Consider the following 12474-nt stretch of genomic DNA (forward strand, 5'->3'; position numbering starts at 1 on the left):
ACCATTGTGAGCGAACATTCAGCTGAGACCTTATCAGTCAATGCGCCGGATCCAGATGTAGACAGGTTAATATCCCTGTTCAACGCCACGTTTTTCGAAAAATGGAATACCCGGTTGGTTCGCGGCGAGGATGAGCCGGTTTATCTGCCCGCAAATGACAGTGTGTCGTATCACCGTATCGTCTTTGCTCATGGCTTTTTTGCCAGCGCATTACACGAAATTTCCCACTGGTGCATTGCCGGTGAGGCCCGACGGCAGTTGGAAGACTATGGCTACTGGTATTGCCCAGATGGTCGCGATGAAAAGCAACAAGCCCGGTTCGAGCAGGTTGAGGTAAAACCTCAGGCTATTGAGTGGGCATTCACGCTGGCAAGCGGGCGACGTTTTCAGGTGAGTACAGATAACCTGAATGGCGCAGAGCCAGACCGGGAAGGTTTCACCCGCAACGTAGAAGCCCAGTTACAAACGTTTATGAATAACGGTTTTCCCAATCGTGCAGCGTTATTTATTGATGCGCTGCATAATGCGTTTGGCACCCGGCCTTTGTCCTTATTAAGAGAAGAGACTGCTGCATGAGCACACCCATTTTCAGGTTGGGCGTTATAGTAAACCCGTACGCCGGAATAGGCGGTGCGCTGGCACTCAAAGGCAGTGACGGTAAGGCGATCCGGGAAAAAGCCCTGGCGATGGGCGCGAAGCAACGAGCCAATGAGAAAATGGCCAGCGCCCTTAGCGTGATCACTGCGATGAACGCGCAACTGCAAATAAAAACCGCAGGCGGAGAAATGGGGCAAAGTGTTTGCGAAACATTAGGGCTTGCCTGCAGTGTGATTTATCAGCCCCCGGAAAAACAAACCGAACCTGAAGATACCATTTCTGCTGCCCGGGCCCTGGTCGATGATGGCATCGATTTGCTGCTGTTTGCCGGCGGTGACGGCACAGCCAGAAATATCTGTGACAGTGTTGGTAGCGACGTATCCGTATTAGGGGTTCCTGCAGGCTGCAAAATCCACTCAGGCGTGTATTCAGTCACGCCAACTGCCGCCGGAGAGGTGGTGGCCATGATGATACGGGGCGAGCTGGTATCGGAAATGGACGCCGAAGTGCGTGACATCGACGAAGAAGCATTTCGTGATGGCAAAGTCATTGCCCGCCATTTTGGTGAAATGCGCGTGCCCAACGAACTAACCTACGTTCAGGCAGTGAAAATGGGTGGCCGTGAGGATGAAGCGCTGGTGTTGGATGACGTTGCCGCTTATGTCACGGAGCTAATGGAAGATGAGCCTGAGACCTTGTTTGTGATGGGCTCTGGCTCTACCGTCGGCTGTGTGATGGACGCTCTGGGCCTTGAAAACACGCTGCTGGGTGTTGATGTTGTAAAAAATGGAGAGCTTATCGCCAGCGATGTCACTGCCGACCAATTGCTGAGCCTGACAGCTGAAGGGCCGGTGAAAATTGTACTGACAATTATCGGCGGGCAGGGCCATATTCTGGGACGGGGTAATCAGCAACTCAGTGCAGAGCTCGTTCGTCGTGTGGGTAAGGAAAACCTTCTGATTGTGGCAACAAAGCAAAAGCTGCAATCGCTGGATGGTCGTCCATTGCGCATTGATTCAGGAGATACCGCGCTGGACAGCGCGTTGGCCGGTCCTACCACCGTTATCACAGGGTATCGGGATAAAGTGTTATATCCGGCGCAGTAGCATTATTAGCCACGTTGCCTGACTACTGGCACAGACGCCCCGCAGACATTCGGCTGCACCCTAAAATTAAACCCGCGGGGCACGCAAGCCCGTGCCCCGCTTTTCAACATCATTAACAGGAGAATTGTTGTGCTTCCACCGGCTGCCGCGCCAGAGACATTTTTAAACACTATCAATCAAATCGAAGACGCGTTGGACAATGTGGTTGTTCACGGCAGCGATGATGAGCTGTTTACCGCCAGTTATTTGCAGGGGCATTTTGCCGTTATTGCACGTCAGCTTGAAATGGAGCCGGATGCAACCGTTGAGCGCCTTGATAATGACATGCGAGCCAGTCTGAACCAGGCCTTCGCAAACAAGGAGTTGGAAGGTGATGATCAGGATGCGGTTGCAGGTTTGTGGGCTCGATTACTCAATCAAGCGAACGAGTCGTAACTTCAGTGCGAGAAACCCGGTTGCGAACAAGCGGCAATGGTCGGCGAGACCTTGCCGCTTTTTTGTGGCTGGTGGACAGCGGGAACCCTCTCGTACTCGTGTTTAAGACTGGCAGAGCAGGTAAAATACGATGGACGTAACATCAGGCATTACTAAAAGTAAACATGGCGACGACGGCAGTGCCGGAGTGAATTCTGCCACAACGGTAGCTTGCCGATGACGCTGAAAGCCGCGCAACGTCTGATATGAAAGCAAACGGCCTCACTTATCGAGGGCACGGCGCAGAAGTTCGCCGCAGTGAGATAACTTCAAAACATGTCGTAGCCCTTGTCTGTCTGCTCGGGGCTAATCACCAGAGCAGGTGATGTTTCTCGTCAATATTGGCGGTGGTGGTACATATCTTGCGAAATCTCCTCCAAACGTCCGGCGACGGCCGGAAGCGACGTTATCTCAGGGTACCTGTTATGAAAAAACGAAAAAATCAATTTACGCGTTCAGGCGGTCTTATTGGCGGGCTTGTGTCTTTATTGCTGCTTACCGGCTGCGCCAGTGAGCCGGTGATGCAGGAGGTGGCTCAGGCTGATGCATTGCCCGTACCACCGTTGGGCAATGTGGAATATCACACCTATGTTCTGGCCAATGAACTGTTTGCAAACCTGCGGCCAGCCCGGCAGGCGCGCTATGCTGTTACCGGTTTTGTGCCGGCTGATTCGATGCGGTTTAACCGCCATCACCAGCACCCGCTTATGATGTTGGGCCATCAGCTTGAACAGGGAATGATTACTGAAGCGACAAAACGCGGTTATACCACTCAAGAGTTTAAATTATCGAACGATATAATAATGAGTGAAGACAGTGACCGCGTATTGTCCCGGGATATCGAGCAGCTATCTGACATCGAACGCGTGGATTATTACATTACCGGTACGCTGGTTATGCAGCAGGCTGGTGCAGTGGTGAATGCCAGAGTCATTAACGCCAGAAATAAAGATATAGTCGCCGCAGCAACGCGGTTCTTTCCGGCCGAACTGTTTTGGGAAGAAGAAAAAGTTACAGATCGGCACGGTCGCCTATACAGAACCGCAGATAAGGGGTAACGGGGAATGAAATTACAGAAAATACAGGTAAGTCTGGTATCAGTAGCGATGCTGTGTTTATCAGGTTGCGCCATGAATAGCGAGCAACAAACTACCGCGAAGAAGCCGGTAAAACCCGCTATGAATGTTGTGGATGTCACTGCAGTTGATCGTGCCCCGGTAAAAGCAGAGCAGGATGACGTAGACAGTTTTGGTGCCATCGGCCAGCCTCCACTTTATTCCAGTGTGCAGGGCGCTTATAAAGGCCGGCCCCTTACGAAACACATTGGCGATTATGTGAAAAACATGACTCAGGATCTTATTGCAAACATGGAGTTTGTATCCGAAAAGACCCCGGTAGGCGTGACAAATTTCGCACTACTAGATTCTGACTTGCAGGAGACAAACCTGCTTGGGCAGCAAATGGCCGAGTCTTTTGTTCACGAGTTACATAAATTTCGTATTCCGGTTATCGATTTTAAAGCCACTGACTATATCCGCATCACCACTGATGGCGACTTCGTACTGACGCGAGACTATCTTGAACTGGATGAAGCAATGCCGATTGACTATGTGCTTACCGGCACAATGACCAAACACCAGGGCGGGGTATTGGTAAATGCCCGCATCCTCGGAATGGAGTCTCGTGCGGTGGTGGCCACAGCACAAATGCTGGTACCGTTTTATGTCGTGGATGCGCTGATCCCCAGCGATGGTAATCATCGTGAAGGAATGCGTGATGGCGTTAAGCTAAGCCGGGGGTAAGGCCATGATGTTTCGTGCATTACTCGTCCTTCTGGCAACTTTTGCTTTAAATGGCTGCAGCGCATCGCAACAGGGCTGGGCGGGCTGGTTTGAAGAAAACGATGCCGCGGTACCGGGACAACAGGTGCAGGTTCCACCCTCATCAGGCCTGGAATATCGCCCCGACTCCAGAGACATTGAAACCGTTCAGGCGGAAAGGCAGGCATCGACACCGCCGTCTTCGGATCGCGGCTATCGTGACCCAATCCGCTCCGGATTCTCCCCCGCGCAGACACACAAGCGCCTGAATGATTACGCCTCACAGCTTGCGATGTCGCTGATGGACAACGCAACCCGGTTGACACATCAGGATTTGGTCGGCGTTGCCAGCTTTGTGCGTCTAAACCGCAGTCTGCAGGAGACGACGGTTCTGGGCAATCAGTTATCTGAATACCTAATCGCTGAATTACAAACCTTTGGACTGTCTGTCATCGACTTTAAGCTGGCAAACGGACTCAACGTTACCCCTTATGGCGATCTCGCGCTAAGTCGTGATGGCGTAGACTTGGCCAAGCAGGTGGCAATGGATCACATCGTCACCGGTACCCTGATTGAAGACGCCCGTGGTGTCAGAGTCAACGCCAGGATCATCGCTGTGGACAACCGCCAAATCGTGGCCAGTGCAACACTTTACATACCCGCCTTCATGGTGACCAGCCTTAACCAGCAGGCCGCTCCAGCGCCCTGAGCAGGTAATGGCTTTCCGCCTTTCAGCAATAGTGTGCGCCGCCAGAGCGGCCACCGTTGCCCGCTGAACTATCCCACACTCCAACGTTAATTCATTATGACGATGAGGCCGTTGGCGGGGTATGCACACCAGTCGGACCTCTAAGACTGTCCCTGATAATAAAGCGATTCGGGTTTAGCGCATTAAGCAACGGCTCTGGCATGGGCAATGGCTCATGACACAACTGACTGATCAGTAATTCCCCAAGCAAAGGGGCTGTTGTCAGCCCGCGAGAGCCCAGTGCTGTGAGACAGCTGATGCGATCTGGCGGTGCGGTGTCGGCCTGCGCTATCGGACGCCCTTGTGACAAGTGCCCGTATTGCTCCCGCTGTGCTGTCAATGTACCTATGCAGCCAGCCAGCGGTTGATGGTCGGCCACTCCGAGTCTTATCGCCGCTCTGGCGGTGCCATCATGGCTGAGTGACTGTACCCAGTCTGCCTGCGCCAGCGCTTTTTGGTGAGTGTGCAAATTGATTTCAGATTCTTCTGTACGCACGTCTGTGCAGGTATCGCTTTTCACATAGGTCGAGCCAAGGGCATGACGTGAGTTCAGTTCAGGTGTCATGTAGCCTTTGTGACAAAGCACCTGTTTGAGATTGTTCAGCGGTGACTGTGTTGCAATAGCTTCTACCTGTCCGCGTACCGGACGAAGTGCAAGTTCACTGAACAATACAGAGTCACAGGCTTCGTGACCGATTGCCATAATGAGATGATCCGCAGTGAAGTGCGCACCGTTTTCGCACGTCACTTCTACACGGTTTTCTTTTACCGCAGTTGCCGTGACACGATGTCCGCTAAGCACCTTGCCTCGTGACCGGGTTGCCATATCTAACATGGCCTTCACGATATCCGGCGGGCTCAGCCAGCCACCGGCAGGAATGGATAACGACCCGCAGTGCAGGGGAACGCCCGCCGCGTTATCGGTTTCTGCGGCAGTAAGCCCGCTAATCAGTTGTGATGGCCAGGCACCATTTTCCAGCAGTTTCGCCTGTCGCTTTTCGGTCTCTTCGTTAAAGGCCAGTTGAAGTACACCACAAAAATCATGGGCAATGTCCGGCCAGTGTCTGACCAACCAGCGATAAATCTGACTGGCATATAAAAATGTGTGCGCCTGGATCTGACTGGCATGACTGGGCTGTGCATGCAGTTGAGGATAGAACCCTCCCTGAGGGTTGCCTGAGGCCCCGGTCGCTTCGCTGCTGTCTGCTATCAGGATGGTGGTCGTTATCCCGCGCCGACCCAGCGCCAGCGCGCAGGCTGCCGCAGCCAGTCCGCCACCCACGACAACGACATGTGAATCTTTACAAAGTCTGGGCGCATGGTAGCGATAATGTGGGGGCGATAATAAAGGGTGGTCGTGATCTCGCGGATAACGTCCTGCAATCATGTCCCGTTTGCGGCCAAAGCCTTTGCGCTTCTCTACCTCAAACCCGGCGGCTGCCAGTCCGCGTTTAACGATACCTGCAGCTGTGAAAGTGCCAAACGTTCCCTGTGCTGTTGTCAGCCGCGCCATTTGAGAAAACAAGGCGTCGGTCCACATATCGGGGTTTTTACTTGGCGCAAAGCCGTCAAGGAACCAGGCGTCAACCAGCCCACTTTTCGGTGCATGCCACTGCGGCAGGAGCGTGTGCACATCGCCCATCCAGAGGTCCAGCGTTACTTTACAATCATCAAAGTGCAGACGGTGGCATCCCTGCATTGGAATCGGGTACGCATCAGAAAGGGCGCTGGCCTCTGTCTCAAGATCGGTAAAGCAGGACAACGCCTGGCGCATATCAGCTTGTGTGAGCGGGTATTTTTCGGTGCTTAAAAAATGCAGATGGGTCAGGGTATGCGTAGGATTGGCCTGTCGGAACTCACGAAACGCCTGCATTGCGACCAGAAAATTCAGGCCGGTGCCAAAGCCGGTTTCGGCAATAACAAAGGTATCGCGGGTGTGAGAGTGCCAGCGAGCAGGAAGATCATTTCCGGCCAAAAAGACATGGCGGGTCTCATCCACGCCGCTATCGTTAGAAAAGTAAACGTCATCAAAATTATCGGCAACGGGCGTGCCGTTGTCGTTGAAATGTACGCTCGCTGTCTGAGTTTTCACTGCACGTTGTTCCTGGTTAATCTGTTTTAGGAAAATGTCGATGTAATACGTCATGGCAGATTCACAAATCTATGCCATGCTTAGGCCCTTAGGCTTGCCTGCAAACGCAGAATATCTGCCAGTGTAGCTTAAACGTCACTCTGTCCACAGAAAAACGGTGGCGCAGCCTGATGTTGGTATCGCGCCAATGGCAGGCAAAGCCTGACAACCCAATATGATATCCGCATTTGCAGTCGATATAAGGGTTCTCTATGGATTGGCGTGATATTACACAATGTAGGGTCAACAGATCCTAGGGCGGGGCATATTACCTGCGATATGTTACTGTGACCAGAGTCAGCTATCTGATTGGTACCGGCCTTGGCCGTGTCATCGTTAACCGCTTTGGTCACAGATAGCAGACGAGTGGGGCTGGTAAGCAGGTGTCTGGAAAAAGCGTAAAAGAGCAGACCACTTTTGTATTTAAAATGGTTACCATAGGCCGCAATAACGCAAAGGGTAAATTATGAGAAGAGCAGTTATCACTGGTCTGGGCATTGTGTCCAGCATTGGTGTCACAAAAGAGGACGTTTTAGCGTCACTGAGAGCCGGTAAATCAGGTATTTCTTTTTCTGAACAATTTGCTGAAATGGGCCTGCGAAGCCAGGTCTGGGGCAATATCGATATCGACCTGAAAGAGCACATTGACCGCAAAGCCATGCGCTTTATGGGCGATGCGGCAGGGTATGCCTATGTAGCAATGCAACAAGCGATTGCGGATTCGGGGCTTGAAGAGAGTGATATCTCAAACGAGCGTACCGGTATTATCGCCGGTTCTGGCGGCGCCTCGTCGGAAAACCAGGTGCTGTCTGCGGACATCCTGCGTGAGAAAGGCGTGAAGCGTGTTGGCCCTTACATGGTGCCGCGCTGCATGGCATCAACGGTTTCAGCTTGTCTGGCAACGCCGTTTAAAATTAAAGGCGTGAACTACTCCATTGCTTCAGCCTGTGCCACCAGTGCACACTGTATCGGTAATGCACTTGAGCTTATCCAGCTTGGCAAGCAGGACGTGGTATTCGCCGGCGGTGGCGAAGAGCTACACTGGTCGTTGTCCAGCCAGTTTGATGCCATGGGCGCATTGTCCTCCAAATACAATGACAACCCAACGGCGGCATCCCGAACTTACGATGCTGCTCGCGATGGTTTCGTCAGCTCTGGCGGTGGCGGTATGGTTGTGGTTGAAGAGCTTGAACATGCACTTGCCAGAGGCGCGACCATTTATGGTGAGGTAGTTGGCTATGGTGCGACCTCTGACGGCTTTGATATGGTGGCACCGTCGGGCGAAGGCGCAATCCGCTGTATGAAAATGGCAATGCAAAATATTGACGGCCCTATCGACTATCTCAATACGCACGGTACTTCTACCCCGGTTGGCGATGTGAAAGAGTTAGGTGCTATCCGTGAAGTCTTTGGTAACAGCGGTGTGCCTATCAGCGCAACCAAATCGCTGACCGGTCACGCGCTGGGCGCAGCCGGCGTTAACGAAGCCATTTACAGCCTGTTAATGATGCAGAATAACTTCATTGCCCCTTCTATCAATGTTGAAACATTAGATGAGCAGGCAGAAGGTCTGGATATTGTTACCGAAACCCGTGAAGCGACGCTAAATACCATCATGTCGAATAGCTTCGGCTTTGGTGGCACGAATGCCACGTTGGTGATGCAGCGCTACAATCGCTAACAGACATAGACTGCAGCGACGTTAATAAAGACAGCCCCAGGACGACATCCCGGGGCTTTTTTGTATGTATTAATCGGTGGTGTAGTGTGGTCAGCTCAAAGAACGGGAAACGCCGCTAATCACTAAGCCTCACGGATTATCACTAGTCCAGCACGGTGAAAGGTTGTTCATTGGCTTGCTGGAAATCGTGAGCGATGCGCCGACTATGGCTGCTGCGAGGTACGAAAAGATAGCAAGGAGGGGCAGGGCTTACTTCCTGTAGCTCAAACCACAGACTGTCCAGTGCTTCGATACCCGAGGCAATAAACGTTTCTCCCCAGGTAGTAGCATAAATCACGGTGACTTCTTCTACGGTAGCTTTAAGTCGAATGGTGGTGAAATTGAGTACCACCATACAGGTTTTTATCTGTTGTGGAGACAAAAGCGCATCGCGCGCCAGAGCATTGACTTTTACCGGCGGAAAGAGAGTCAGCGCATGTCTCACAAACTGACTGAGATCGAAGTCTGTCACCGGATCAGTGTCATAGTCCAGCAGGATCTGTGTTTTGTCATCAACAATACGGTTACATACGCACCACAGCATCAACTGAACAGGGCTATGGGTTTGCATCATCCGGGTTTTATCCAGCACTTTTCCCAGTTTACCCAACTGATCGCCGTAATAAGCCACCCAGACTGTACCTCCTCCTTTTTTCCGTTGTTTCTTCACTGTGATTTGCGGACAATATACTTTGTCATCAAAGCCGCTGCGCAAAAACGGAATTTTGTTTTCTTTTTTGGAGTAGAAGGTGTCCAGTCTGCGTCCCAACACCGTCATATCTTCTTTACTGACAGACTGGCTGTCCAGCGACAGTTTTGCGGACATTCGTCGGTAACAATGAATAAGAAAACTGTGAATGCGCCGTGAAAGCTGCACCATTTCCTGAAATGACCAGTTATTAATATTATCAAGATGGCGAAGCTCAGCGCGGGTCCAGCCCCATTGCTTGACATAGCCGGCGATAATTCGCCGCTTGAAGGTGACCTTTTCTTTGTCCAGCGGCTGACTCAGCCGGGTGCCACACTTGATATACAGGCACTGCTGTAGCAACTCCACCAGTTCCGGCTGTTGTAATGCCGTGTAGTGCGCAATAATCTGATCGAACATCAGCGCGTAAGGATCGATAGTTGCGACTGAACCGGGAGCTTCATCACCATTGTGGACGCGTTTTTTAAGCAGGTTGCACAATGGCTGCTCGTGTTCTGCATTTTCCAGAAACACTTCCAGTTTGGCCATTTTCAGTACCGATTTAAATGGCGAATCCATGGCTTTACCGAGCTGCCATATTGCGGCTCCAAACAATTCGCTGGGGTCAAGATGCTCGAGCGCTCCCAGATCCATAAACCAACCCGGTTCAAGGGAACTGCCTTCTTTTAAGTGCCCCATTAAGGAATAATATTGCTGCTCTGAAACCGCATCGGGCACCAGCCACCAGAACGGGGCTTTCCCCGCCACCACAATATTGGTGGTATAAAATTCGTTTTTCAGTAAAACGGCCTGCGCCGACCCTGCGCTTTCACCCTCAGCCACGCCAAAGTCATTGGCTCTGACCTTGTTGATATCAGACAGGAAAAAGTGCACTTCGAGATGGTGAGCAGCTTCCGCCCATTCTTCAATCAGTGTCAGCTTTTGCTGCAACGCAGTCAGTTGGTCGTCACTGAGTTCCTCACCGTTAACGCATACCCAGTAATCAAAGTCTGAATTGTCGGACTGTGCGATCGTGCCAATACTGCCCATCAATACCAGGGCATCGATGGCGCGTTGTCGTGGCCACAGTTGCTTTACATCATCCAGTAACCCTTGCTGGGCCGGAAAGCACAGGCTGAGCGCTTCTTTTATCTGGTCGCGGTAGGTAAAGTTGTTAAGACCGAAAGGCACCGAGCTGTCGTCGACAAAGCCAGGAAACTCGGGGTGATTAATGTGCAGCAGAAAGGGCAGTGCATGAAAGAGTGGGCGTCGACTTTCCGGCAACAGGGTCAGTGACCGCTCTATTCGCGCCTTGTTATAGCGCAATACCCTGAGCAGGCGAATAGTCAGATTTTGATTCACTGTCAGTGATTGCTGCGACGTCATTCCATTACTGTATTGATTACTGGCTACCTCAAGGATAGCGCCTTTTTAAATTCAGAGGTATCTATATGTCACTATCGTGTTCGCGGTCAATGTTTCTGTGGTTTCAGGTGTGATTAATCGTTGGCGTGCGCTGCGGATGTCGAAAGCCACTGCGATAACCGCTCCCAGTCAGAAATCACTACTTTTCCGTAGCGCACGACAAGCAAACCCTCACGTTGTAACTGCTGCAACAGCTGATTTACGGTTTGGCGAGAGCTGTTGATCATTCTGGCCAGCGATTCCTGCGATATTTTTACTTCCGTTACCCCGGCCTGCGGATGATGCTGGCCATAGCCGGATGTCAGCATTAGCAAACGGCGAACTAATTGTTGCGCGAGGTTGAGGGTGGCAGAGGAATCAATAAACTGAAACGCGCTTCTGACCCGTGTGCACAGTAGCCTGGTAAAATGCGGATACAGCGCCGGGTGCTGCTCCAGTAAGGCGTGAAAGCTGGCTGTGGGAATGAACGCCAGTGTAGTGCGGGCCTCGGCCACGGCATCGTGGGTTCTGGGGAGTCCGTCGAAGAGCGAGATTTCACCAAACCAGGTGCCCGGCGTAAGCAGTGCCAGCAACAACTCATTGCCCTCTTTTCCAGGCTGGAAAATGCGAACCCGGCCTTCGGCAATACCGTAAAAGCCCGTGGGTTTGTCTCCGGCGCGATGAATTGTCTGGCCTTTCATCACCGTTTTTACCTGCGCAATGTTTAACAGCAGACGCCTGAGTTCCTTTGGGATATCAGTCATCCAGGCGCTGGTGGACAGCCTGCGGACTTGTTCTGTGGTTAACATATTTATTACATTGTCGTTTTTACGACAGTTTACTTTATGTTTTGCACGTATTGTAGGGTTATGGTAGCGGCAAAGAAGCTGGCTTATTGACGTCATTGCTTCTGCGCAGCTCAGGTATCGCATTATCTCAACAAGCAGTGTACTTCCAACAAAGGAGTAAATGATGACCTCTTCAGTTCAATCTCAGGTTTCAGACGCGGAATGGCAAACACGGGTAGATTTAGCTGCCTGTTATCGCGCCGTCGCCATGTATGGTTGGGACGATCTGGTTTTTACCCATATCTCTGCCAGAGTTCCCGGCCCGGAACACCATTTTCTCATCAACCCCTACGGCATGATGTTTGACGAGGTTACAGCCTCAAGCCTGGTGAAAGTCGACCTGAACGGTGAGAAAGTGATGGAATCTGACTACGACATCAATCCTGCCGGATTCACTATCCACAGTGCTGTTCACGAAGCCAGAGAGGATGCAAAATGCGTGATGCACCTGCACACAGTGGACGGGGTAGCAGTGTCGGTACTCGAAGATGGCTTGCAAGCTTACTCACAACAATCGTTATTTCCACTTGCTTCATTGTCCTATCACAACTACGAAGGCGTAGCACTGAATCCTGATGAGAAGGTCAGGCTGGTAAATGACCTGGGAGATACGCAATTTATGATCCTGCGCAATCACGGGCTTTTAACCTGCGCAGACAACATTCCTGATGCCTTTCTGTTTATGTTTATTCTGCAGCGCGCCTGTGAGATTCAAATTAAAGCGCAGGCTACCGGGCAGAAACTCATCCCGATTCCCGAGCCGATTTTAAAAGGCATTCGTGCGCAGGCTTCCACCGTGACGAAACAGGCAGGAGGCTCGCTGGCCTGGCCCGGACTCTTGCGCCGGCTCGACCGCACCAATCCCGGCTATGATAACTAAGGAAGATGCGAACAAGTCTATATTCACTCAGCGAGTCCTGAAGCATGCAGTTGTAAGG

At 51.8% G+C, this 12474-nt stretch carries 11 protein-coding genes; 8 read left to right on the forward strand and 3 right to left on the reverse strand.

The genetic code is table 11. From position 1 onward, the window contains the following. Positions 1 to 6 precede the first annotated feature (6 nt). From JKP77_RS11755 to JKP77_RS11780, 6 genes are all read left to right on the forward strand, one after another. Positions 7 to 576, forward strand: coding sequence for an elongation factor P hydroxylase (locus JKP77_RS11755; protein ID WP_338024867.1), 570 nt, complete (start codon positions 7 to 9; stop codon positions 574 to 576). Further along, entirely contained in the window at positions 573 to 1703 is a 1131-nt protein-coding gene (locus JKP77_RS11760) for an ATP-NAD kinase family protein (RefSeq protein WP_218311421.1), read from the forward strand. The genes JKP77_RS11755 and JKP77_RS11760 overlap by 4 nt, the downstream gene beginning before the upstream one ends. Before the next feature lie 129 nt (positions 1704 to 1832). Continuing rightward, on the forward strand, positions 1833 to 2138 hold the full coding sequence (locus tag JKP77_RS22565) for a YfcL family protein (protein ID WP_218311422.1): 306 nt from the start codon (positions 1833 to 1835) through the stop codon (positions 2136 to 2138). Between the two features lie 464 nt (positions 2139 to 2602). Continuing rightward, a complete protein-coding gene (locus tag JKP77_RS11770; RefSeq protein WP_218311423.1) occupies positions 2603 to 3235 on the forward strand; it encodes a FlgO family outer membrane protein in 633 nt (210 codons plus the stop codon). A 6-nt stretch (positions 3236 to 3241) separates the two neighbouring features. Beyond that, positions 3242 to 3979 carry a FlgO family outer membrane protein gene (locus JKP77_RS11775; RefSeq protein ID WP_218311424.1) on the forward strand — a complete coding sequence of 246 codons (738 nt, stop codon included), beginning with the start codon at positions 3242 to 3244 and terminating at the stop codon, positions 3977 to 3979. Between the two features lie 4 nt (positions 3980 to 3983). Then, positions 3984 to 4706 carry a FlgO family outer membrane protein gene (locus JKP77_RS11780; RefSeq protein WP_218311425.1) on the forward strand — a complete coding sequence of 241 codons (723 nt, stop codon included), beginning with the start codon at positions 3984 to 3986 and terminating at the stop codon, positions 4704 to 4706. 94 nt (positions 4707 to 4800) lie between these two features. On the opposite strand, the gene mnmC is transcribed toward JKP77_RS11780, so the two are convergent. Continuing rightward, a complete protein-coding gene (mnmC, locus tag JKP77_RS11785; RefSeq protein ID WP_218311426.1) occupies positions 4801 to 6837 on the reverse strand; it encodes a bifunctional tRNA (5-methylaminomethyl-2-thiouridine)(34)-methyltransferase MnmC2/FAD-dependent 5-carboxymethylaminomethyl-2-thiouridine(34) oxidoreductase MnmC1 in 2037 nt (678 codons plus the stop codon). A gap of 505 nt (positions 6838 to 7342) precedes the next feature. On the opposite strand from mnmC, the gene fabB reads away from it, so the two are divergent. Further along, complete coding sequence (gene fabB / locus JKP77_RS11790) at positions 7343 to 8557, forward strand: beta-ketoacyl-ACP synthase I (protein ID WP_218311427.1); 1215 nt, start codon at positions 7343 to 7345, stop codon at positions 8555 to 8557. Between the two features lie 142 nt (positions 8558 to 8699). Here the strand turns inward: fabB and JKP77_RS11795 are convergent, their stop codons facing one another. Together JKP77_RS11795 and JKP77_RS11800 are read right to left on the reverse strand one after the other, a co-directional pair. Then, positions 8700 to 10670, reverse strand: coding sequence for a class I adenylate cyclase (locus tag JKP77_RS11795; protein ID WP_218311428.1), 1971 nt, complete (start codon positions 10668 to 10670; stop codon positions 8700 to 8702). Between the two features lie 113 nt (positions 10671 to 10783). Further along, complete coding sequence (locus JKP77_RS11800) at positions 10784 to 11497, reverse strand: Crp/Fnr family transcriptional regulator (RefSeq protein ID WP_218311429.1); 714 nt, start codon at positions 11495 to 11497, stop codon at positions 10784 to 10786. A gap of 163 nt (positions 11498 to 11660) precedes the next feature. Here JKP77_RS11800 and JKP77_RS11805 point away from each other — a divergent pair, with 163 nt between their 5' ends. Beyond that, positions 11661 to 12416: a class II aldolase/adducin family protein gene (locus JKP77_RS11805; protein ID WP_218311466.1), complete on the forward strand. Its 756-nt coding sequence runs from the start codon at positions 11661 to 11663 to the stop codon at positions 12414 to 12416. Positions 12417 to 12474: the final 58 nt, after the last annotated feature.

It is taken from the genome of Alteromonas antoniana, assembly GCF_019249295.1.
GTDB lineage: Bacteria > Pseudomonadota > Gammaproteobacteria > Enterobacterales > Alteromonadaceae > Alteromonas > Alteromonas antoniana.